The sequence below is a fragment of the Bartonella sp. AP280QHHD genome (assembly GCF_042196125.1).
Classification (GTDB): Bacteria; Pseudomonadota; Alphaproteobacteria; order Rhizobiales; family Rhizobiaceae; genus Bartonella.
On record NZ_JBHIPQ010000036.1, the window covers coordinates 14,617 to 37,628 of the forward strand.

A 23,012-nucleotide genomic window follows, 5' to 3' on the forward strand; every position below is an offset into this window, starting at 1 on the left:
TATTAAAAGAATGCAAATAAAATAAAAGCGTGGAGCAATACGTAATTTCCATTATTTATTCATTATTAAAAAAAACAGCGCTTTAGATGTTTTAAAAAGTCGTAAGGCTAAGCTAAAAGGTGATGGTAAAGCTGGTGATTACTTTTCACTTTTACGGCTTTATGTTCTCCCCAAATGTGGCTGCCTTCCCATTTTAGAGATTACATAAACAAGAGGATAGGAAGACATGATCTTTCAACAGCATTTTTCTTGTTCAGGTTTCTTTTCACAGTTGATGAGGATAAAATCTGAGAAAATAAGATAAAGTTGCTCTCTCATGGTTTCCATTCTCGTTGAGGTGCGATTGATTTGCCGATGAAGGCAAGGGGATAAAGGCTATCATTTTTACCAGAGGGGGCGAAAAAGTTAAAGTTTATGAACCTTTTAGACATTCATTGCCGTTGCTTTTGCGTGCGCCGTTTTGTGAGGTTGAATATTTTCTTGTCTTTTGGGACTCTGATTGACGTTTTCTGTCATTTTTTGCACTTTAATTGCTTCTTTATCAGGCGTGTTGGAACATTTTTTTTCATTGTTTTTCTTTATAGATTGATACTGGTTTGGTGCGAAGCGCTCATCGAATTTATGGTTATAAAAATACATGGGTTGTATATGCTGTTCTATCTCTTTTATCTGCTTGATTATTTCCATAATCTCTTTTGCTTTAATGGTTGATGTGCCAAGACTCTTCGCAAGTCTTTCAGGATTATTTTCTTTTATAGCTTCATGCTCGTTTGAAGATAAGCGCTCATTGATTTTTTTGATATAAGCCCTTATCTCCCCCCTTAATTCAGGAGAGTTTGATAACGTTTCTTGCTGTTGTGCTTTTGACAAGGAAAGGAGATTTTTCATCCAAGCCTTAGGGATTTCTACCGACTGTTCACACCGCCTTTGTTTTACATGATGGGTATGGAGAATGTCTCTTTCTGTTTGTTTAGAAATATTGATATAACGATCAATGGCTCTACAGAGGGGCAAAGTATTTGCTTCAGCATGGGCGCGCGCGTTGTTTTTTATGCCAAATACATTGCTACCAGAAAGCTTAGAAATAGATTGGGGAGAGGTGGCAATTTGATAGGTGAGTTGTTCTCCTTCAGTATGATTTTCATGGATCATCTCAATTCTTTCCCGCAAAATATGACGATTGCCATAAATGATTTGGCACAAAGTTTCTATTTCTTTTCTTCTTGCTTGAATGGAAACGTTGTTTTTTATCCTTGTGGCAATTTCATTGTTGGTAAGGGGGGCTATTGTTTGTGCGGGGATAAGCACTTCTTGCTGGTTTTGAATTTTTGGTGCTGTAAAGGAGAGGGCGTCACCGATTTTTAATGTCTGTATTTGCTCTGGGGTGAGATCTTTTTTATTTCCCAAGATGAAAATGCCGTTGGCATCAAGCATGAAGCCATTGGGTCCACTGCCTCTATAGGTACCATGATAGGTTTCTCCTTCTTTTGCAACGACAGCGAGATAATAATTTTTTTCATCCAATCCAAGCTCTCTCATAGAGTTGGTGAATTCTCGTAAGAGGAGCAATTTTTCTGGATTTGAGATATCCTCAAGCAGATGCTTCATAGGCTCTGGGTTACCATGTTCCATGGCAGCGGCGCGGACAAAGTCTTTACGTTTTTTGCTCACAAGAGAAAAGTCTAGCTCATGTCCTGCTGCTTGAGAGAGTTTTTCAACAAACAGTCTCTTTGTGCGCCTATTGCCCTCTCTGAAAGGATGCAAGTGGTGCAAATCTATCATTATACCAGCTGCTTGTTCAACGAATTCTTCGTGCGTTAAGCCTTGTAAATTATTCTTTTCAGCAAGCGTTTTATCTAACTTTTCTAGTCCCTCCTGTATTTTTCTGCCAATCGCAAAAGGTTTTGTAAATTCTTTTCTTTTCAAAATGGGCATAGAAGCAACAGAGCCATCTTCAAATGTAAAAGGCTTTTCGCGTGTTTGTCCGGTCCATTCAAATGTACGGGAAAAGAGGCGTTGATGAAGGTATTTTAGATAAGAGGCATTAAACTGCTCTGGTAGAGGTTCTTGATGCAGTTTTATCATTTCTTTTTTTACATCATTAGAACAGCATTCTTTTAATATTTCTTTATGTTTGATGCGGTATTTATTTTTAAGCACTTTGCTATTGGGGTAGAAAAAATTTTGCGCTTCTTCATTGATTTGCTTTGAAATGGCTGCATTAATTACAGAGTGTTGTTCTTGCAATTCTTCCTGTGTAGAGGAGGCACAATGTTCTGTGTTTTCTTTCATGCATATTTCCTTTCAAATGGTAACATTATTTTTTGAAATCTTCTTTGTTTACATTTTTTGCCTTATGTTATTTTCATAGCGTTTTCTTCAAAGAAGAATGCCTATTTGAATGATTGAAAAAATTGACCTTATTCGCATGGAACAAAGTTAAAGTTTATAATTTTGAAGTATTATCGTGAAATTTTATCAATGAATTCTGTAAAATAATGGGGTGTCTTATTCAAAGTTTTCTGTATTTCACACACCGTCTTTGATGCAATCTTGGCAAGATAATTGCACCAAAGTTTTGGATAAAAAGCCAACAATTAGGAGATTTATCACGACAAAGCCATTGCTTTTGATGTTTCGGCTCTGCGCGGTCGAACCTGCGGCTGGTCTTCTTGTCTAGAAGTTTCTGTAACTTCTTGATGCCGCTTTGCTGTTGAGCGTTCAGGTAGCTTCGGGGACTGCGATAAGTTTTGCTGCTGTTGCAATTTTTTATCGAGATCGTTAAGCGGTTGATGACGTTTTTGTTGTTCTGCCTGATGGTTTTGCACAATTGCTTCTCTTAACTGTTTTATCGTATCAGCATAATCCTTAATGGCGGTACAAAGGGTAGGAAGATTTTCTTCAGCAGCTTTTCGTGCTCCGTTTTTTAAGCCAAGGACTTGCTTACCAGCAAGAGGAGCAAAAGATGTACAATCCTTTTCAATTTGAAATACAATTTCTTCTCCTATATCTGGAATTTTGTGCATATCTTCTATTCTATATTGCAAAATAAATGGATCATTATAAACAATTTGGCACCAATATTGGATCTCTCTTTGACCATATTGAACCGATGGATCTTGTTGAACTCTGCGGGCAATTTCCTCATTTGAGAGAGGCTTTATTTTCTTTTCTGAATTGAGCGGATTTTGTAAATGTTGATTTGTTAGCTCTTCCTCCTGTGCTTGTCGCTGATGTTGTTGTTCCGTGTGAGGACCTTGAGAAATATTTTCACTTTTTGTATATTTTGAAGTATACACATAACCGTTAATAGCAGCACATAGGGTGGGAAGAGTTTCTTCAGCTTGTTTGCGCGCATGATTTTTTATGCCAAGAACTTTTCTACCAGCAAGCTTAGAAATAGACTTAGGCCGTTCTGTAACATCCCATAAGAGCTGTTCTCCCATATCGGGGTTTTCTTTGATTGCTTCTATTCTTTCACTTAAAATAAGCCGTTCGCCATAAACCTTTTCACTCAAAAATCGTATTTCTTCTTGATATGCTACGAGCAATAGCTCTCTTTCCATTGTATTAATAGATGGTTTTTGTTCGTGAGACGGTTTTGGTTGTTCAATTGCTGTGTGTGGAGAGGAAGTTTTTGGGACGACAGTATCGCTTTGTTTTCTGTTTTGTATACGGTGCGGTTTTCTTGAAGGCGGGACGGCATATGTTCCACTGTCTTGTGATGATGAACTGCTTTGCTGCCTGACTTTCATATGTGATGATATTTTGGGTCTAACACTTGGTTCGTGTGTTTCAGGATTTTGAATTTTTGTGCCGTTTTGTGCTCTTTCTCTCATGCGTGGGGGAAGGGGCGGAGCCACTTTTGTCTGTAGAGAAGGGGATTCTTGAGCAGTTGGTTTATTTTGTTCTCTATCTTTTGCACGCGGTGGTCTTTGTGGGGCCATTTTTATGCGCGTGGAGGGGCTTTCTTGGGTTTCATGCTTTTGGATTGTTGTGCCGGTTTGTGTTTTTTCTCTCATACGTGGGGGCGGGGGCGGAGCCACTTTTGTCTGTAGGGAGGGGGACTCTTGAACTGTTGGTTTATGTTGTTGCCTCTCTTTTGCACGCGGGGGTCTTTGTGGAGCTGCTTTTGTGTGCGTGGAGGAGCTTTCTTGGTTTTTTGAGTTGGAGATTGTTGTGCTGGTTTGTGTTTTTTCTCTCATGCGTGGAGGAGGGGGCGGAGCCACTTTTGTCTGTAGGGAGGGGGACTCTTGAACTGTTTGTTTATGTTGTTGTCTCTCTTTTACACGCGGAGGTTTTGGTGGAGCTGCTTTTTTTTGTGGGGGAGGCGTCTCTTGGTTTTTGGCGTTAGGAGGCATTGTGCTGGTTTGCATTGGGCTTTTCATACGTGGGGGAGGTGGTGGAGCAACTTTTGGGTGGGGGGATAAATTTTCTGGGCGTTTTTCTACAGTTGCTTTTGGCAAATTTTGAGAAACTTGGGAAGGAGGGGTTCTAGTGGGGGATTGTTCAGCCGGTTGTTGAAATTTTTCCATCATTTCGGTGATAAAAGGGGAGGGATTTCTTTTTTTCATGCATGTTCCTTTCAAACTCTTCCAATATTGTTTTTAAATACTATTTAAAAATGCACGTTGGTTTTTATTCTGTTTTATGCTTTTTCACTTACTCTAATATGAAAGAGAATATGAAACTGAGAAGCTTCACAAGATTTGACTCTCATGGTTCAGATCATAATCACTCTCTAAATATTGTTTGATCAATAGCTGAGATTAAGTAGTGGAGGAATGAATTTCTCCATTTCTTGGCGCAAATCACCTCTGCTATGGTTGCGCCAAGACGTTGGATTCAACGTGAAAACTTATGTCTGTTTAGCTGGCAAAAGCCATCGCTTTTGGGGCGGCAGTTTTGCGAGGACGAATATCTGTTTCTCTTTGTTGAGTAGAGGTTGTTGCTCCTTCATGCGTTACTGTTGAAAGCTCAACGCGTTGAGCAGGCTGTGAGACGCTTTGTTGTTGATGCAAGATTTTCGCTCTCTCAGAAGATGCTTCATTGTGTCCTTGTTTTGTCTGCTGAGTTTTTGAAAGGCTCTCTCTTACTTGTGTTACAGCTGTTGCATAATTGTCAGTGGCGTCAATGAGGTGAGAAAGACCCGCTTCAGCATGTCTGCGTGCTTTATTTTTGAAGCCACAAAAGTTACGACCAGCGTACTTGTGAAAAGATTGAGGATTTCCGGCAAGTTGTTGTGCGAGTGCTTCTATTGTTTCAGGGTTTTGGAAAAGCTCGTCTGTTTGTGATTGCAAAATGTTTGCGTTACCAAAAACAACTTTACACCAATATTGGATTTGGGCATGGTGTCTTCTGACTTTTGAATGTTGTTGAATTTGGGTAGAAATTTCTGTCTCTGAAAGCGTTTCTTTTTCACGATGATCCGGTTTTTTTAGAAGTTCAGCGACGGCTTCCTTCCCCATAAAGCGTTCATAGTTTTTGAGTTCTTTCTCTGGAGATTGTACAAGGCTCTCTCTTGCCTGTTTTACAGCTTCTGTATAACAATCAATGGTGATACTGAGAGCGGAATAACTCTCTTCCGCTTGTCTACGTGCTCGATTTTTAAAGCCCAACGCGCTGGTGCCGGAAAGTTTAGCAAGACTTTCAGGATGGGCTGCCATGCGCCATGAGAGCTCCTCTCCTGCAGCGGGATTTCTTTGAATTTCCTGCATTTTTTCTTGCAAAATGTTTGGGTTACCATAGGCACTTGCGGATAAATGTTGGATTTCTTCTTGATAGGTTCGAACCAATGAATGGTGTGGAAGCAATAGAATGATCTCTTCCTCTGAGAGAACTCTTGTTGCCCTTTGTAATGCTGCTTGTGAAGGAATTGTTGCGTGTGTCGTTTCAGCTTCTTGCGGTCTTTTGGTAGAGCCGCCTCTTGTTAACGAAGCTGTTCGATTTGTTGATGCATATACAGTTTCTTCGCTTAAAAGAGATTGTCTTTCCTCATCTTCTTCCGGTATGGATGACAGTCTTTTGCTTTTTGAAGGCGTTTCTTTAGGAAGGGGGGCTGCAGCGCCTGAGACCTCTGCCGCCGCTTGTTCATAGAGCTTTATAAGTTCTTGTATTGAAGAGGATGGAAAAGGATGAGGGTGTTTTTTTTTCATGCATGTTTCCTTTCAAAAATTGTTTTAGAAAACCTCTTTGGTGCATTCTTGCCTTTTATGCTTGGATCGCTTTGAGACAAAAGAAATATCGAGCTGAATGAGCTTCCAAAGATCTGCGCTATTTGCAATCAGCTTAATGGATATTTGTGTCTTTTATACAGTTTTTTTGTGAAATATTATCAATAAGTTATCAATATTTATCGTGAATTACAGGCGTCATTTTTAGGACTATTTTTTGTAACATTCTAAAACAATTCTTGGCGCAATCGCGATGAAACGATTTGCGCCAAGAAACTCACTGAAAAAAAGATTAAATGAAAAACAAAAACTATCTGTTTTTATGTTTACGCCCCTTTACATGGCATAAGCCATTCCTTTTTCTCCGTGTCTTTGTCGTTGTGGACTGTGTTCTGGACTATTTTGTTCTTGTCCTCTTTCGTGATGACGATGATGATGATGGTGATGATGGCGTCTTTGTTCCGCTAGAGGGGTTTGCAATAGCTGTTCTTTTGCGTTTTCTACAGCTTTCGTATAACCATCAACGGCATCAACGAGCAATCTAAAACCATCTTCAGCTGCTCTTCGTGCTTGGCTTTTTATGCCAAGTGTTTGGTGGCCCGCAAGCTTATGTATAGACTCAGGATTTTCAGCAAGTTGATTTGAAAGGTCTTTTCCTTTACGGGGATCTGTAAGTATGTCTTGCAAGTGTTTCTGAAAAATATTGTCCTTTCCATAGACAGTTGCACCCCAATGTATGACCTCTTCCCCATATGCTTTAACATGTGGATCTTTTAAAAGTATGACAGTTATTTGCTCCGTTGTGAGGGAAGATGGAGATCTTCCTCTTTGGTGCGGAGCAACCGTTGTATAGTCGGTTTCAGGACTTTCTCTTCCCCGATCAGGATGTCTCCCTCTTGAAAGAGGAGAAACGCTGCTCACTGATGCGTATAGAACTTCCTCTTCACGTTTTGGGGGAGCAACCGTTGTGTAATCGGTTTCAGTTTCTCGCTGTCTTTGCTTAGGGTGTCTCCCTCTTGAAAGAGGGTCAATTTCGCTAACTGATGCGTATATTAGCTCTTCTTCTTGGTTTTGGGTGCGCTGGTTTCCTCTGTTTGGTTTATTAACTGTTGCATAGAGGGCTTCTGGATTTGCAGAAGGATGTGAATGATGTTTTTTCATACATATTTCCTTTCAATATTTTTAGAAAACCTCTTTGGTGCATTCCCCACTTTTAGTTTTGATAACTTTTATATAAGGAAGATATCCAACCGAATGACCTCCAAAGATTTCGCGCTATTCAATATTGATATGTAATGAACATTTATGTCTTTTATACAGTTTTTTTATGAAATTTTATCAATAAGTTATGATAAATTATAGGATTCTTTTTTAGAACTATTTTTTGTAATATTTTAAAACAACTCTTGGTGCAATCACGATAAAATGATTTGCACCAAGAAACTCACTGAAAAAAAGATTACATGAAAAACAAAAACTATCTGTTTTTACGTTTATGTCCACTTATATGGCATAAGCCACTCCTTTTTCTCCATGTCTTTGTCGTTGTGGGCTGTGCTCTGGACTATTTTGTTCTTGTCCTCTTGCGTGACGATGATGGTGGTGGTGGTGTCTGTGTTCTGCGTCTCTTTCTGGACTTTCTTGTCTTTGATCTCTTTCCTGTTCACGTGTAAACTGTTTATGGAGCTTTTGTACCGTACGTATATGCTTCTCAAGAGCTGAGCAAAGGGGAGAAAAACCATCTTCAGCTGCTCTGCGATTGGGGCTTTTTACGCCAAGCACTTGCCTACCAGCGAGCTTAGCAGGGCTTTCAGGATGTTCTGCAAGGTCCCATAAGACTCTTTCTGCATTCTTGGGATCGTCAAGAATCTGAGCAAGTGGTTCATTCAAAGCATGTGCGTTACCATAAACAACTGTGCACCATTCTTGGGTTACTCTTATACCATGTTGAAATTCTCTGCTTTGTAAAAGCTTTGTTGTAACCACATCTTTTGGGGTTCTGGGAGGGGGTGTTGCTCCTCTGCCAACACCTTGATAGATGGGATTTTCTCGTTGTTGGGACTCTTGCCCGCCTTCAGCCCCCATGCCAACAGTTGCATAGACAGATTCGAGTGGTTTATGGGGAGAGAGTCCACCATTTGCACCAAAATCAAGCTCTGCGTAGAGATGTTCTGGTTTTTGAGGTTCTTGACCGTCTTCAGCGCCCATGCCAAGTTTTGCATAGACAGATTCTAGTGGTTTTTGAGGAGAGCGTCTACTATTTTTGCTAAAATCAGGCTCGGTATAAAGATGTTCCTCTGGTTTTGGGGAACGTTGCAAATCCTGAGTACTTTCCCTCGATGTATCGTAGAGGGGGTTTCTTTGTTCTTGGAACTCTGTTTCACCCGATGTTAGATTAACGACTGCATAGGGATTTGTAGGGTTTTCCGGAGAAGGCTCACGCGAACCTCTGCCAACCGCTGCATGGGTAGCTCCTAATGGGTATTGGGGGGCATAGATAGTTCCTAGTGGCTGTTGAGAAGGGGGCGTGTTATATGCACCTGTTCTTGGTGTATTGTAGGGAGAATTTTTTTGCTCATTTGTTCTCCCTCTCGGTCTGTCGTAAGGAGATGCTTCGCTTGGTATGCGCCGACCTCCGCTTCTTTGTGATTTATCCACTTGTGCGTATAGAGCTTCTGGGTTCTGGGGAGCTGGTTGTGGATGACTTTTTTTCATGGCTGTTTCCTTTCAATATTTTTAGAAAACCTCTTTGGCGCATTCCCCACTTTTTTGATATTTTTTAGGACAAAAGAAGAATATCAAACTGAATGGTCTCCAAAGACTTCACGCTATTCATATTGATATGTAATGGATATTTATGTCTTTTATACAGTTTTTTTATGAAATATTATCAATAAGTTATAGTAAATTATAGGATTCATTTTTAGGACTATCTTTTGTAACATTTTAAAACAATTGGTGGGCGCAATGGAGATAAAATGATTGGCATAAAGAGTTCTGTTGGAAGGCAAAAGTTTACGCGTTTTTAGCCGGTAAGAGCCAGCGATGAGGAACGACTAACTTTCAAGCTGCGAGCTTGGCATTGTGCTTCTTGGGTGTTCTTTACTGTATTCGCAATTTCTTTTGCTTTGCTTTCCGATGTCCCAAGGAGGCACGCTAGTCTGGTATGGTCTTTTTCTTGTATGGCTTTACGATCTTCTGAGGATAGACGATTGTGTAGTTGTCGTGAAAAGGTATGGAGTTCTTGTCGCAGTGAATGAGAATGCAATAAAGCTTCCCTTTGTTGTTCTTCTGGTAAGGCAAAAAGGTTTTGTAAATTTTTTCTAGGTTTTTCGACAGTGTGGTTCAGGCGATTTTGTTCTCTTTGGTGTTGCTCTAGAATTGCATCTTTTGTTTGTTGTGTTATTGCGCCATAATTTTTAAGCGCTTGGCTGAGTTGTGGAACAGCCTGTTCGGCTTGTCTGCGATTTGAACTTTTCATGCCAAGTATTTTACTCCCAGCAAATTTAGAAATTGATTGAGGGTTTTGTAAAGTTTCATCGGCAAACTGATTTCCTAAGTTTGGAGCTGCCGTTATGATATCTAATGTTGTCTTTAAGGCGTGGGTTTTACCATAAACAGTCTTTGATAAATTTTCGATTTCTTTTCGGCATGCTTCAACATAAGCGTCATTTGAAATCCTTTCAAATAACTCTTCATGGGTAAGAGGGGCTAATGTTTCTTTTGGGATCAGTGTTTCTTTTAAGCTTTGAACGTTGGTTTTTTGAAAGCAGAGGCGGGCACCGTTTTGTAATGTTTTGACGAGTTCTGGGGTGAGATCATCTTTGTGTCCGACGACGAAAGCCCCTTCTATTTCCATGACAAAACCTTCTGCTGAAAAACCTCTAAAGACGCCTTCATAGGTTACATCTTCCTTTGCTGCAACAACAACACGATCGTTAATTTCATCCAGTCCAGCGTTTCTCATTTGGGAGACGAATTCTTTTAAAACAAGGGATTTTTGCGGATGGGTGATATCTTCAAAAAGATCTTTCATCGGTTGGGAATTGCCATATTGCATGGCTTCAATACAAGCTGTTGTCATGCGTCCTTTTGTGATGAAAGAAAAGTCAATGGTATGTCCTGCGGCTTGTCCAAGTTTTTCCATAAACATTCGATTGACGCGCCCATTGCCTTTTCTAAAAGGATGTGCGTGCTCTAGCACCATAAAAACATCAGCGGCACTTTCAGCAAATTCTTGGCGCGATAAACCTTTTAAATTGTTCTTTTCATTAAGTGTTTTTTCGAGTTGTGTGAGTTCTTTTTTAATCTGTGGACCGATAGCAAAAGGAACTTCATAACCTTTGGGACGCATCGCCGGCATATGGGCAGTGGTGCCGTCTTCAAATGTAAAGGATGTATCGCGGGTGTGGCCCGCCCATTCAAAAGTTTTGTAGAAGAGGCTCCAGTGGATTAGTTTTAGATAGGAAGCATCAAATTTTCGTGGGGGTGGTTCATGGCGAAAATTTACGGCTGCTTTAGTGACGTCATGGGTACTGCGTTGATACAGTTTTTTAGGGTCTTTGATGCCATATTTATTTTTGAGTGTTTTGGTTCCTTTATATAGATAATTTTGCTCTAACATGTAATCTCTCCTAAGTAGGTAGGGTGGTGGTTGATGAGCGTCTTAAACGCTGCATGTGAAAAATTCCCCTTCGCGTATTCTTTTGAGATTTTGGGTGTTATGAGAGGGAGTGCTTTTCCCTTCAGTGTATGGATGTTGTATCAATCGTTTTGTGATGCTTTTGAAAAGCTTTTCTGATGTTTCCTTTGTTTATTATCTTGTACTGTAAAATGCTGGTATTTAGGGCGCTGATATGAAGCCCATGAGTGGTCAGAAAATGGATTTTCTATAAATTGACTCTGGGTAAAATCTTCGTTTTTTGAGGTGTAAGGAAGAGGTCAAAAAGAAAAATGTTGCTTAAAATTGTTGTTTTTTCCTTTAACAAAGTTGTTTGCAAGAGCGCTTTGATGAGGGGCGTGGATATAGCGGGTGTAATCGCTCTTGGTTAGTGGATGGTGCTGGTACTTTTCATACACAGCTCTCAGATTGGTGAATCTATGGGCAAAAGCAGTCATCAAAAATTTTTCTCCATTATATTTTTTTTATTGCTCCATATGAATATCTTGCCATACGAACATCTTTTTTGTGTATTTTTGCAACAAAATGTTTTTTACTTTGTGTTGTTGCTCTTATTGTGTGCGCTGCTTTAAGATTTAAGACCCATAAGAGAATAAAAACTTTTCTTTGGTTGGGGAGAAAAGCCTTTTTCAGCGCTTTATCATTAAAATAGAACACTTTATGATATCGTAAAGGGGGAAAAGCTTGTATAAGAATGATTTATTCATTTTGGTGTATATCTTGGATGTTTTTTGGGGGGGAGGGAGAAAATCGATGTTTGTCGTGTGGGTGTTTTGAGAACTTCTTGTCTCAAAGGCAAATCTTTTGTTGATTATGTTCTTTAATGGAGGAACGCCCTTGACGTAAAACAGAATACCATTGGGGTGCTAATTCACGGGCTTGTTTTAAAGAGACATCTTTTAACACACCCATTTGGCGACGGTGCTCATAAATAGTACAACGTTAAAGCCCCCCATGAAGTGTATAAAATCTATTGAGCTTTCCCATTTTTACGCTTCATAAAGAAGCCAGTATCCTCACATACTTTGAGTGCCTAATGTTTCGGACAAGACCTTGGTCCTTAGAGACGGTTCATAAAAAGGTATGCCTTTCTTGTACAGTTTTACTCTACATGAGGCTCTCGCTTGTGACATGCAGGCGACAGAGTTTTGATTGATGCAACACGACATGGAACAGATTTAAGATGAGAGAATCTTACGCTATTTAGTCTCTTATTTAACAAAAAAATATAAATTATCATTTATAAATCAATTTATTATATAAATTATAGATGAAAAACTTTGTAGAAATGGGTTCCTTTTCCAAGTGGAGATATTAGTGTCGCTATTGGTTGGGTGTATGGGCGTTTTTATAAAGACTTTTTAAAGACCATGGGCGCTGATAAAGCTGATAAAACGATGCACAAAATATAAAACAGAAAATATAAAAAGAAAAATCATGGATTTTTTGAACCTGTTTTTCTTGTATGCGGGCGGTTATTTTTTGTCAATATCGCATCATGGAGGGTAGTTTTTCTTTTGTGGGGTAAAGTGGTTTTTTGTAGCTGCGGCTAACATTTCTTTCCTTCTGAAATAGATGGCGCAACCACATTGCGAAGGGGAGCCTTGCATCAGAATAATTTGTTCATCTTGACGCATTTCTCGAATAACTTCGTGGGGTAAAATGAGTGCTCTTTTTAAAATATTCATATAACCACGAAAATCGACTCCATCTAAGACAAATAAAATAGGCTTTTGTAGCTTTCGTCAGTAGTAATCATGACGTTTAAAAGGAATTAACAATTATCCTGTCCAATTGCTTTGGATATGGTGTATATGCTATGTGCAAAATTGGTGGTAGGGCGCTTAAGTAGTCTGTTTTTTGCATGTATGATAAGAATATTAAAATATCTCTTCCACATAGGTGTTTAAATCAAAAAAACAAAGTTTCATATTTTTTAGTTGGCCATAGCAAGTGTATTTGAACGATTTTGTGTGCGTGTGTAGAATTGGCTATGAGCGTTCCTTGCTTTTTGAACAATGTCGGTAATTTCTCGTGCTTTCTGTTCTGATATACCAATACTTTGTGCAAGTGTTTCATAATCTTTGTTTGTGATCGCACTACATTCGTTTGATGAGAGACGATGTTCTAAACTGTTTATAAAAGTACGGAGCTCTTGGTGTAATTGAGGAGATTGAGACAAGATTTCTCTTTGTTTTTCCGGTGATAAAGCAAAAATATTTTTCAAGTTTTGACTGGGATTCTCTACCGCTTTTCCAAGGCGTTCTTGTTTAATTTTATGGTCTCGAGTGACTATATTATAGGTAGCTTCTACAGTATACACATAATTCTCAATTGCAAGAGAGAGCACATCAAGATAATTTCGAGCGTGTACACGTGCCGGATTTTGTAGACCGCATATACTAAAACCTGCAAGAGGAGAAACAGAGTGCGGTGCCTGTTTAATCTGATTAGCAAACTGTCTGCCTAATTCTGGATTTTTAATAATCTCTTCTATCTGTTCGTTTAATACGTTTGCGTCACCATAAACAGTTTTTGCGTAAGCTCGGACTTGCTTTTGAGCTTTGAGAACGTAACTATCTAGCGCAACTGTTTTGGCACATTCACTTTTTGTGAGAGGCGCTAATGTTTCTTTTGGAATAAGCGTGTTTTCAAGCTCTTTGCTGTTGGGGGCGGTAAAGGTAATGATATCACCAGGTTTTAATGTTTTTAATCGTTCTGGTGTGAGATCATCTTTGCTACCAATGATGTAAGTTCCTTGCATATCGAGTATAAAACTTTCTGAATAACAACCTTTATAAGTTCCTATATAGGTTTCTCCTGCCTTTGTTGCCATAACAAGGCGATCATCCACGTTGCGTCCCGTATTGTTTACGTGGTCCATAAATTCTTTTAAAAGACGTATTTTGGGGGGATTGGAGATATCCTCAAAAAGATCTTTCAACAGTTGTGTATTGCTATATTGCATTGCTTCGCTACAGGCAGCCATCATACGTTTTTGTGTGACAAGCGAAAAGTCAAGCTGATGTCCTGCAGCTTTGGCAAGATTTTCAAAAAAGACTTGTTCTGTGTGCTCATTGCCATCTATGAATGGGTGGATTTTGTGAAGAGAATAAAATAGACTCGTTGCTTCCTTGACAAATTCTTCGCGTGTTAAGCCTTGCAAATTGTCTTTTTCGGCAAGCGTTTGATCTAATTTTTGTAAGAGTTCAGGGATTTCTTCACCGGTTGCAAAATTATTGCCCCATTCCATTCTTTTCATTTCTGGCATGGCGGCAATGCTATCGTCTGTAAATGCGAAGGGGATATGGCGCAGATGTCCAGCCCATACAAAGGTATTTTTAAACAATTGTTGGTGGATATGGCATAGATAAGTTGAATTAAAATATTCTGGCAGGGGTTCTGCACGCAGATTGATCATGGCTTTTTGCCTATCATGTGAGCATTTTTCCAGAAAACGTTTTAAATCTGTTTCTCCATATCTATTTTTGAGAATTTGGGTACCAAGATAGATATAATTATGGGGTGAGGGAATTCCTTTTGTTTTTTCTTTTGCTTTGGGCATTGTTACATTCCTTATAATGTTACATTGTCTATGAGAGTGTGTTAAACTTTTTGTTTGAAAATCCCCCACGCATATTGTTTTGAGATGTTGAGACTTGGGTGAGGAAAAAATCCCTCAAATTCGTAGGTGTTTTTGAGTGTATCAATCTTTATCTTGGCATTTTTTTCTTTTACTGAGAGAGAATGGTTCATTTGGGTTGTTTTCATGCATATTGTCTTTTAATTTTTTTGTAGAAAAATTTCCCTATAAAAGCGGTGCCTTCAAAAGTTTCCTGATAGGATTCTCAAGGCATAGATATGATTGGTATTTATTATTTGGAGATGAGGAGAGTGCTTTATAAAGAAAATTGGCATTGGTAAGCACAGGCATAATACCATCATTTAAAGACTTTTCCCCATATTTTTCTTGTTGTATCAAGCGGGAATTCCTTCTTTATAGGCTTTTATGAGATAGAATCTCTGCTTTTATCCTTTGATGTTTTTGTTTTGATGCATTGCCTCCATTAGAGGGTGTTTTTTAGTTTTTCTTTTGTGGAGCAAAGCGGTTTTTTGCAGCTGCGGCTAACATTTCTTTTCTTCTAAAATAGATCGCTCGACCACAACGTAAAGGGGGTTGTCCTTGCATCAGAATAATTTGTTCATCTTGACGCATTTCTTGAATAACTTCGTGGGGTAAAATCAGGGCTCTTTGTTGGTAATTGACGTTGTATGAACTCTTTCCTAAAGATAAACCTCTTGATTTGTTCGTTCCGGTTACTTCAACGGTCATTTGGCCACAGCGTTCTGAAATGTCTTTGGCAGTTTGGAGATCTTTAATGGCAGCATAGCTGACAAAGGAACAACTTTCAAACCATGAACGTGCTCCTGCTTCTCCAAAGTGGTTGACCAACTGGCCAGAGGATTGATAGAAGAGCATCAAGGATGTACCGTATTTACGTCCACGGTCGCGGGCTTCTTCTAAAATATTCATATAGCCTAAAAGATCAACTTCATCTAAGACAAATAAAACACGCTTTTTATAGTTACCGTCTGCTGTAACCATGGCATTGAGAAAGGCGCCAATAATCACACGTCCAATAGCTGGATAACTGTTTAAAATGCTTGCGGGGAGATTGAGAAAAACATCTGTATTGCCATTGGTAATATCTGAGGAAAAAAAATCATCTCCGCAGACAAGATCTGCATAATTGGATAAAGAAAGCCATTGGGTGTCTTTTGAGGCGGTGGTATAAACCCCTGAAAAGGTTTGCTCTGCCATTTCTGTAAAAATACCAACCATTTCACGAATAAAAGGAGAAGGTGTTGTTTCTTGAATCATGCGTAATTGATTAACAACAGCTGTTTCTGATTGAGAGAGAATACCACGCAATGTTTTTAAATTGCGCTCGCTGTCTTCATATTCATCAGAAAATACAACATGAGCAAGAAGAGCTGTTAATAGATTATGGGCTTGTGTTGAGAAATATTCCGCTGAAGAATTATCTGATTTTTTATCTGTAAGAAGCAACTTTGAAAAGCTTACAATATTTGCTTCGCGTTGTGTGCGTGGTACGCTGTCGTCTAAAAGCCAATCGATGACATTAAAGTTTTTTGTTAACAATGAGTTAGGATCGAGAACAATGACATTTCTATTTCCCATTTTTTGACGCGCAAATTTGACCATTGGGGCAACTTCTGTTGAAGGATCAAGACAAATAATAGACCCTGGATAGGTTAAACACGTGGGAACTACTGTACTTGTTGTTTTATAGCCACCAGAACCAGCAAAAAAGATCATATGAGTTGAACCAAAATCAAGATTAAAGGTTAGCAAAGGGGCTGTTCCACCCTTTCCCCATGTTGTTTTATTGCCAGGTGCAAAGGGAATGTTGCACACATTATCTTGATCGACACGGTATCTTTCACCCACAACAATTTGCCCATTGGCAGGAAAGATTTTTGCTGCCTCTCTTAAATTCATCCAAGAGGCCTCACCAAAAACACCTTTTTTTGCACGCTTGACCTTATTTTTAGGTGGAGAGGTTGTTATGAATTGAATGATGGAAAGAAAACCACCAATGATGATGCCAAAGACAACCATGGGGTCCATGAATTGAAGCGCATAGCTCCACGTTATTCCTTGTTGGCCAACATAGGGACTTAAACGTTTTATTTCACCACCAATATAGTAAAGAGCGGTTGTTCCAAAAAAAACAACGGAGACAAAAGTGATTATTTTACGTAAGTGCAGTTTTTGCGACAGACTATACAACAATGAAACAGCAGCCGTTAGTGCTAAGACTAATAAAGGCTCAGAACGAAGAGTCCAATAAATTTGATCGCTCTTTAGTCCATTTGTTATTAACAGTAAAAAATGAGGGACAAGGAATATCGTTAAAGCACCTAAAGCGATTGGTGTTAAAATAAGTACCATTTGTGTTTTGGTATATTTCATTGTATTTTACTCTCAATTCTATCAGAATATGTTGCGAAATGCTCTTTTTCAGGTACGTGATATTAACTCTCATCTCTTTTTGCAAAGGTGCAGATAACGCCAAACAGTTTTCGTTTATGAGCCTTTCTCATCAAGGAGGAAGGTTTTATCCATTCTTAGCAGGCCATAGCGAATGCTTTGGAATGGCGCATTGTGCATATTTGTGCTTGCTGATGTACTTCTTTGGTTTGCTTAATAATTTGTGTAATTTGTTTTGCTTTATTTTCTGATACACCAATGCTTTGAGCCAGTGTTTCATAATCATTATTTTGAACTGCTTTATGTTCATTTGGTGAAAGACGGGTGTTGATCTTTTTTACAAAGTTGCTGAGCTCTTTTTGACATAAAGAATTTTTTGCTAAAGCTTCTTGCTGTAATTCTTTTGGCAAGGCGAGGAGATCTTGCAAGCTTTGACTTGGCATTTCTATTGTTTTTGCAAGGCGACTTTGTTCTGTTGCATGTTCTTGCATAATTTCCTTCCCAGCATGTCTCACTGCATGGGCAAAATTTGCAACGGCAGTGCAGAGCATACCAATATGATTTTTAGCGTTTGCGCGTGCCTGATTTTGTAGTCCACATAAACTGAAACCTGCAAGATGAGAAATAGAGTACGGTGCTCTTTCAATCTGGTTGGCGAGCTGCTGGCCTAAGCTTGGATTTTTGATGATCTCTACCATCTGTTTGTCTAATATTTTTTCGTTACCATAAACAATTTTTGCCAATTTCTGGATCTGTTTTAAGCTTGTGTGTACGCAAGAATCTTCAGCAATCATTTCGGCTTTTTCATTTTCTGTCAAAGGAGCTAATCTTTCTTGTGGAATGAGAATGCTTTCAAGCTCTTTTGTTTTTGGGACTGTAAAGGTAAATTTGTCACCGAGTTTTAATGTTTTGAGTTGTTCTTGTGTGAGATGCTCTTTATTACCGATGATATAAGCGCCTTTCACATTGAAAGCAAAGCTATCATAACCAGCACCCCTATAGGTGCCCGTGTAAGTTTCACCTTCTTTTGCAACCATAACAGGACGATCATTAACATTGCGCCCAAGTTCTTTCATGTTGCTCATGAATTCCTTTAAAAGAAGTATTTTATTGGGATTAGAGATATCTTCAAACAGATGTTGCATTGGTTCTAGATCACCATTTTCTGCTACAGCAACACTGGCGAGCATCATGCGTTCTTTTGTAATCAGTGAAAAATCAAGCTGATGCCCTGCTGCTTGAGCAAGCTTTTCAAAAAAGACCCGTTGTGTACGTCCATTTCCTTTTCTAAAAGGATGAAGTTGGTTAAGGGCGTTAAATAAGCTTATTGCTTCAGCGTTAAATTTCTCGCGCGTTAAGCCTTGCAAATTATCTTTTTCGGCAAGCGTTTGATCTAATTTTTGTAAACCGTCTTGGATTTCATCACCGAGTGCAAAAGGATTTTCCCATCCTGTTCTTTTCATTTCGGGCATAGCGGCTATGGTGCCATCTTCAAATGTAAAGGGGAGATGGCGCAGATATCCAGCCCATTCAAAGGTATTTTTAAATAAGTGGTGATGAATAGAGCATAGATAGGAGCTATCAAACTTTTCTGGTAAGGGGGCTTCACGCAGATTAACCATTGCTTCTGCTGTATCATGTGAGCATTTCTCCAGAAAGGATTTTAAGTCTTTTATTCCATATTTATTTTTGAGTGTTGTGGTGTTTGGGTAGACATAATGATGGGGAGAAACTGTCTGTATATTTTTTGTCTTTGCTTTTGCTTTTGGCATTGTAGCTTCCTTATAATTTTACGTTATCCATAAGAGTGTTAAATTCCTCGAGTGAAATATTCCCCTTTGCGTATTCTTCTAAAATTTTGAGTGTTGTAGGATGAAGCGCTATTCCCTCTATCGCATGGGTGCTGATGGCTGCTTCAACGGCTTCACGGCGTTTTTTTAATTCTTCTTCTGTCATCGATAAAAGATTTTCTCTATTTTCTGTTTCGTTGGTTTTCATGCATTTTTTCTCTTATTTGCAATCGTTGCTTTAAAAGAGCCTTTGGCAGCCGGTGTGATCTTCTTTTAGTCACCTCCAAAGATGTTTCGTTGTTTGAAGGGATCGTAATAAATTTCTGTGACCTTAAATTTTCCTTCAATCCGTTTGCATTGGATGATGATATCAATCATTGAAATCAACAGGCCTCGAATATCATCACGCTCTAAATCACCACCGCCTTCACTTTCTTTGACCAAAAGGGTCATCTGCTCAAAGGCTGCAAGGGCTGTTGAGGCATGAACCGTTGTAATGGAGCCTGGATGGCCTGAATTGACATTGCGGATATAATAAAAGGCTGTACCATCTCGAAGTTCTTGCAAAAGAATACGATCAGGACGCATCCGTAAAGATGATTCAAGCAACTCTTTGGGGCCAACGGAGGCTAAGCCTTGTCCATCTTTTGAATAGAACATTGAGACATGGTTAGGGTGTGGTATCACCAATTCTTGTGTGTCTTCGATGGTGATAATACGCTCTTCTTGAGGGATTTTTGCGATTAATGCTTTTGATAATGTTGTTTTACCCGAACCGGTTTTTCCCGCAATTAAAATATTTTTCTGGCATTCTACAGCTTGATTTAAAAAAGAGACAAAGTCTTTATTACAGTAGGCATTGGCTAATTTATGCTCGATGATTTTGAGTTCGTTAAAACGAGAATGATAGTCATTCAAGGGTGTGAAAGAGATCTGTTCACAGAGCGAGAAGAGGCCTTTCTTGGCGAGCTCTTCGAGAGAAAAACTCTGCGATGACGGTTTACGAATTGTCATACTAATCGTGTCTTTTTCGACAGCGGGCGGAATGACAATTTGAATACGCTCATTGCCTGGTAGCGTTGCAGATAATATTGGGTTTTTGTCCGATATGTTTTGCTTGGAATAGGATGCGACAACTTTCGCAATCCCCATAAGCTCATTAAAAGAGAGCCCCGGTGCTTCTATTGTTTTCCATCCATCAAATCCTTCAGTCATGACTTGATAGGGACGATTGATAACAATTTCAAAGAGTCTATCATCTTTCAAAAAAGCACTGATGGGTTCAAGTTTTGTGAGAACAATCGCAACGGTTTCATCGCTCATGGTATGTAAGTTTGAGTTCATTCTAAAGTTACCGCCGAATTTTTGTAAAAGTTTCTTGAAACAGCTCGATTGATAATCTGTTTTTTGTTTTCGATGACTTTCAATTTATAAACGCTAGAAAAATCTAAATCGCGGGCAACAAAGATATTCACCATTTCCCCTTGGTTTTTGGATAATGTTGGAGGAATATTGGCGTAATTTTCTACGAGAATGTTTGCGATGTTTTGTCCTGAAGAGATTGTTTCAGTTTCTTCTTTTTCCTGTTTTTTTGATAAACGTTTATTGGCATAGTGTGTTGCATCTTTTATTAGTGAGACAAGAAGCGCAGACCCAATCCTCTCGAGCCAATGGTTATCAATATCTCCATCCATACCAGAACGCCCTAAAGCATCCGTTGCCGGTGAAGCTAAAGATATAATGATACCATTGGGGGTTTTTGCTCTATTCCATAGTACAAAGAGACGTGTTTGGCCTTTTTTCAATCCGGCGCGATATTCACCAACAATTTGGGTGCCTTTATCAAGAAGCACAACACGACCATTGTCTGATAAGATATCTCTGGAGATGATACAACTGGCAAAACCTTGTTGATCACTGTTGATGGCTGTTTCTAAAATACAAGGAATAGAAGTTCCCATCGCGATGATGTAGTTTCGATTGCCAAGGGTTGAAGCACGAATACCTTCAAGCACTGTGGGTTTGAGAAGATGATTAAAACGTTGTGTCGTTTCATCAGGTTTGCTTTCAAGTTGGTGAGGCAAAGCACCATTATTTGTTTGTGAATCTATTTTGCCTTGTTGTGTACTTGCATAAGCTAATACAGGAGCACGTTGTGCTGCTTCCAGCAGTGAGTTATCAGAATTTAATTGATTGATGTTTGGTGTTGGTAGCTCGACTTTTGGTAATAGAGCGTTATTTCGTTGAGGCTGTTCAAAGGGGGGAGGGGTAGGCTTTGCAGGACGAAAAAGCTCTGTTTGTTTTATAACTTTTCCTTCTTTTGAAGATTCAATTGGTTGCTTTTTGTCTGTAACAAGTGTTGAATAGGCTAAATAAAGACAGACACTGAAAAGAATAATAAGAGCAATAGCTTTCCCCACATTGTTCTGTTGACTTTTCCCTTGAGCATTTTTTATTGTATCGCGATCATTAATGCTTTTTTCATCCACGGTGTTATTCATGGCTGCTTCCTAGGTTCACTTTACGTTGTACAGATGGTGATGTCGTACCTGTTTCAGGATTAATTCCTTTTGGTACGAACCTTTTGTTAAAGATGCACAATACTTCATTCCCACGTCGTAGCGTGAATTGTGCAGCTGTTGCATGAACAATAACCTTGTTGCCTTTAATCGATTTGGGAATAAGCGCTTCTTGCCCATCAGGCGATACAATGTAAATGGCAGGGATTTCAATGTTGCCTAAAAAGGTAAAGGTTGTTGTTTTCCCATTATCATAGACAGAAGCAGGTTCAATAAGAGATGAGCCTTGAGCTTCATAAGCCCAATTGCGTGGTCCAAAATCTTCATGGATATTTAAAATATCATTGACAAAGTTTTCTTCACGTTGTTTTTCTTTTTCTGCTTCGGCTAATTTCTTACGTAAGGCTTCATCTTCTGGATAACGAAACTTTACCAAGAAATACGTCTCATTGCCGGCTGAAACATCGCCTTCACGGACTTGTAGCTCGAATTGATAAGAGCGTTGTGTTCCATCTTGGCGGCTTGTGACAATTTGTAAATTTGTCACAGGCTGAACTTCACGTGGTTTGAGAAAAACAAAGTGTCCAGCCGGTGCAACTTGCCAAGCAACCGAATTTCCAATTCCTACATAGGTTACTTCTTCATCAACGGCAAATTCTAGTTGAACCGAAGAGCGAATGGAGCCAATGATTTGTACGACGTTGTAGGGGTCATAATTGACAAATCTGATGCGGTTATCTTTACGTGCACTGACAGGCGCTGTTTCCGCAAGTGAGAGAGCTGTGTGAAAGCTGACAGTGATCGTAAAAATTAAAGAGATTGTTTGTAAAAGTCTGATCATTTTATCACCTCTGGATCAGATCTATATTCCGATACTTGAAAACCAAGAGGGTTGATAAGACGATCAGACGTTGAAATGTGTGCGTTCACGTAGGAAAAATTTAAGATTGAAATCCAATGGGAAATATTTTCTTTTTCATTCAAGTCTCTGATCGTTTTATAGTAACGAACTTGGATAAGATCTTTACTTATAAAAGAGATTGATTTGATTGTGATCGTAGCAATCATGTTATGATAAATATTTTGCGGACTTTCTGGATTATTGCCCGCGTACCATTTTGCAAAACGGTTTTGTTCTTTTGGAGAAGATAAAAGAGAGACTAAGCGAAAATTGTTTTCTGCTTCTGATGCTTGAAAACCTTCACGAGCGCGAACATATTGGCTGGCAAAATAACGCGTTATCGCTTCATCATAGTCGTTAGGGGATTCTTTTAGGGCGCTTACAGTATCAATAATGCCTGTTGAGTTATCAACGCGGATAACAAAAGGCTCTACCGTTTTCAAAGGTGTCAAAGCTGCGACAGCTAAAGCCAGCGCAATTGTCATCAATCCAAAAAGCACTGTTAAAGCCATGGAGATTTTCATCCGCACGCGCATGCTATGCATGCGATCAATGTCAAATGAGCGCGCTTCTTTTATATATTCTTCAAGGGCATCACTTTTCACGCATAACCTCCACAGTTTTATCAGATCGTGCTTCATGAATAACCGGCTTTAATAAAGCTGAATTGGCTGTTACTTTTTCACTTTCCAAAGTATTGAGAATGATGGGAGTGGTAACAGGCTTTACACTTTTTTCTGGGTAGACAATGTTTTTATTGTCCCAATTCCACTTATCTTTATTTAAAGCGCGTGTATGTTTGCCATTACAGCGTGGTGGTTTTTTAGGGCCACTCAAAGAGGCACAACCAGTAAGAGCGATTGTTAGGACCATAACAAAAGTTATTTTTCGTTTCATTTTTTGAACTCACAAATATCTTGGAATACAATGCA

15 protein-coding genes and 2 pseudogenes are annotated in these 23,012 nt (G+C 39.1%); all 17 read right to left on the minus strand.

Annotated elements, in window-relative coordinates; all coding sequences use genetic code 11:
- Positions 1 to 423: 423 nt before the first annotated feature.
- The 17 genes and pseudogenes from ACFIMK_RS04800 to ACFIMK_RS04880 all read right to left on the minus strand — a co-directional run bounded on the left by ACFIMK_RS04800 (position 424) and on the right by ACFIMK_RS04880 (position 22,977).
- Positions 424 to 2,292 (minus strand): BID domain-containing T4SS effector, encoded by a 1,869-nt coding sequence (locus tag ACFIMK_RS04800; protein WP_375683070.1) that lies wholly within the window; start codon positions 2,290 to 2,292, stop codon positions 424 to 426.
- Positions 2,293 to 2,609: 317 nt separating this feature from the next.
- Positions 2,610 to 4,574: a BID domain-containing T4SS effector gene (locus ACFIMK_RS04805; protein ID WP_375683069.1), complete on the minus strand. Its 1,965-nt coding sequence runs from the start codon at positions 4,572 to 4,574 to the stop codon at positions 2,610 to 2,612.
- A gap of 294 nt (positions 4,575 to 4,868) precedes the next feature.
- Positions 4,869 to 6,155: a BID domain-containing T4SS effector gene (locus ACFIMK_RS04810; RefSeq protein WP_375638519.1), complete on the minus strand. Its 1,287-nt coding sequence runs from the start codon at positions 6,153 to 6,155 to the stop codon at positions 4,869 to 4,871.
- A gap of 354 nt (positions 6,156 to 6,509) precedes the next feature.
- Positions 6,510 to 7,334 (minus strand): BID domain-containing T4SS effector, encoded by an 825-nt coding sequence (locus ACFIMK_RS04815; protein WP_375638520.1) that lies wholly within the window; start codon positions 7,332 to 7,334, stop codon positions 6,510 to 6,512.
- 342 nt (positions 7,335 to 7,676) lie between these two features.
- Positions 7,677 to 8,888: a BID domain-containing T4SS effector gene (locus ACFIMK_RS04820; RefSeq protein ID WP_375683068.1), complete on the minus strand. Its 1,212-nt coding sequence runs from the start codon at positions 8,886 to 8,888 to the stop codon at positions 7,677 to 7,679.
- Positions 8,889 to 9,198: 310 nt separating this feature from the next.
- Positions 9,199 to 10,797, minus strand: a complete 1,599-nt coding sequence (locus ACFIMK_RS04825) for a BID domain-containing T4SS effector (RefSeq protein WP_375638522.1) — start codon at positions 10,795 to 10,797, stop codon at positions 9,199 to 9,201.
- Between the two features lie 858 nt (positions 10,798 to 11,655).
- A pseudogene (locus ACFIMK_RS04830) lies at positions 11,656 to 11,775 on the minus strand (integrase); the annotation flags it as partial.
- A gap of 575 nt (positions 11,776 to 12,350) precedes the next feature.
- Positions 12,351 to 12,542 (minus strand): annotated as a pseudogene (locus tag ACFIMK_RS04835) (type IV secretory system conjugative DNA transfer family protein); the annotation flags it as partial.
- A gap of 248 nt (positions 12,543 to 12,790) precedes the next feature.
- Positions 12,791 to 14,419 carry a BID domain-containing T4SS effector gene (locus ACFIMK_RS04840; protein WP_375638523.1) on the minus strand — a complete coding sequence of 543 codons (1,629 nt, stop codon included), beginning with the start codon at positions 14,417 to 14,419 and terminating at the stop codon, positions 12,791 to 12,793.
- A 516-nt stretch (positions 14,420 to 14,935) separates the two neighbouring features.
- On the minus strand, positions 14,936 to 16,852 hold the full coding sequence (gene traG / locus ACFIMK_RS04845) for a Ti-type conjugative transfer system protein TraG (protein WP_375683067.1): 1,917 nt from the start codon (positions 16,850 to 16,852) through the stop codon (positions 14,936 to 14,938).
- 155 nt (positions 16,853 to 17,007) lie between these two features.
- Entirely contained in the window at positions 17,008 to 18,642 is a 1,635-nt protein-coding gene (locus tag ACFIMK_RS04850; protein WP_375683066.1) for a BID domain-containing T4SS effector, read from the minus strand.
- 10 nt (positions 18,643 to 18,652) lie between these two features.
- Positions 18,653 to 18,868, minus strand: a complete 216-nt coding sequence (locus ACFIMK_RS04855) for an antitoxin VbhA family protein (RefSeq protein WP_375610603.1) — start codon at positions 18,866 to 18,868, stop codon at positions 18,653 to 18,655.
- A gap of 65 nt (positions 18,869 to 18,933) precedes the next feature.
- A complete protein-coding gene (gene virB11 / locus ACFIMK_RS04860; RefSeq protein ID WP_375683065.1) occupies positions 18,934 to 20,004 on the minus strand; it encodes a P-type DNA transfer ATPase VirB11 in 1,071 nt (356 codons plus the stop codon).
- The gene (virB10, locus tag ACFIMK_RS04865) at positions 20,001 to 21,161 is read right to left on the minus strand and encodes a type IV secretion system protein VirB10 (RefSeq protein ID WP_375627908.1); all 1,161 of its coding nucleotides are present in this window, start codon (positions 21,159 to 21,161) and stop codon (positions 20,001 to 20,003) included. Before virB10 ends, virB11 begins: the two co-directional genes overlap by 4 nt.
- A complete protein-coding gene (gene virB9, locus ACFIMK_RS04870) occupies positions 21,154 to 22,020 on the minus strand; it encodes a P-type conjugative transfer protein VirB9 (protein WP_375612192.1) in 867 nt (288 codons plus the stop codon). The genes virB10 and virB9 overlap by 8 nt, the downstream gene beginning before the upstream one ends.
- A complete protein-coding gene (locus tag ACFIMK_RS04875) occupies positions 22,017 to 22,721 on the minus strand; it encodes a virB8 family protein (RefSeq protein ID WP_375610599.1) in 705 nt (234 codons plus the stop codon). The genes virB9 and ACFIMK_RS04875 overlap by 4 nt, the downstream gene beginning before the upstream one ends.
- Positions 22,675 to 22,977, minus strand: coding sequence for a type IV secretion system protein VirB7 (locus tag ACFIMK_RS04880; RefSeq protein ID WP_375610598.1), 303 nt, complete (start codon positions 22,975 to 22,977; stop codon positions 22,675 to 22,677). Before ACFIMK_RS04880 ends, ACFIMK_RS04875 begins: the two co-directional genes overlap by 47 nt.
- Between the last annotated feature and the right edge of the window lie 35 nt (positions 22,978 to 23,012).

Bases quoted from the DNA above. Each gene is read 5' to 3' on its own strand.
- ACFIMK_RS04800 (WP_375683070.1), bottom strand. From the start codon at position 2,292: ATGAAAGAAAACACAGAACATTGTGCCTCCTCTACACAGGAAGAATTG.
- ACFIMK_RS04805 (WP_375683069.1), bottom strand. From the start codon at position 4,574: ATGAAAAAAAGAAATCCCTCCCCTTTTATCACCGAAATGATGGAAAAA.
- ACFIMK_RS04810 (WP_375638519.1), bottom strand. From the start codon at position 6,155: ATGAAAAAAAAACACCCTCATCCTTTTCCATCCTCTTCAATACAAGAA.
- ACFIMK_RS04815 (WP_375638520.1), bottom strand. From the start codon at position 7,334: ATGAAAAAACATCATTCACATCCTTCTGCAAATCCAGAAGCCCTCTAT.
- ACFIMK_RS04820 (WP_375683068.1), bottom strand. From the start codon at position 8,888: ATGAAAAAAAGTCATCCACAACCAGCTCCCCAGAACCCAGAAGCTCTA.
- ACFIMK_RS04825 (WP_375638522.1), bottom strand. From the start codon at position 10,797: ATGTTAGAGCAAAATTATCTATATAAAGGAACCAAAACACTCAAAAAT.
- ACFIMK_RS04840 (WP_375638523.1), bottom strand. From the start codon at position 14,419: ATGCCCAAAGCAAAAGAAAAAACAAAAGGAATTCCCTCACCCCATAAT.
- traG (WP_375683067.1), bottom strand. From the start codon at position 16,852: ATGAAATATACCAAAACACAAATGGTACTTATTTTAACACCAATCGCT.
- ACFIMK_RS04850 (WP_375683066.1), bottom strand. From the start codon at position 18,642: ATGCCAAAAGCAAAAGCAAAGACAAAAAATATACAGACAGTTTCTCCC.
- ACFIMK_RS04855 (WP_375610603.1), bottom strand. From the start codon at position 18,868: ATGAAAACCAACGAAACAGAAAATAGAGAAAATCTTTTATCGATGACA.
- virB11 (WP_375683065.1), bottom strand. From the start codon at position 20,004: ATGAACTCAAACTTACATACCATGAGCGATGAAACCGTTGCGATTGTT.
- virB10 (WP_375627908.1), bottom strand. From the start codon at position 21,161: ATGAATAACACCGTGGATGAAAAAAGCATTAATGATCGCGATACAATA.
- virB9 (WP_375612192.1), bottom strand. From the start codon at position 22,020: ATGATCAGACTTTTACAAACAATCTCTTTAATTTTTACGATCACTGTC.
- ACFIMK_RS04875 (WP_375610599.1), bottom strand. From the start codon at position 22,721: ATGAAGCACGATCTGATAAAACTGTGGAGGTTATGCGTGAAAAGTGAT.
- ACFIMK_RS04880 (WP_375610598.1), bottom strand. From the start codon at position 22,977: ATGAAACGAAAAATAACTTTTGTTATGGTCCTAACAATCGCTCTTACT.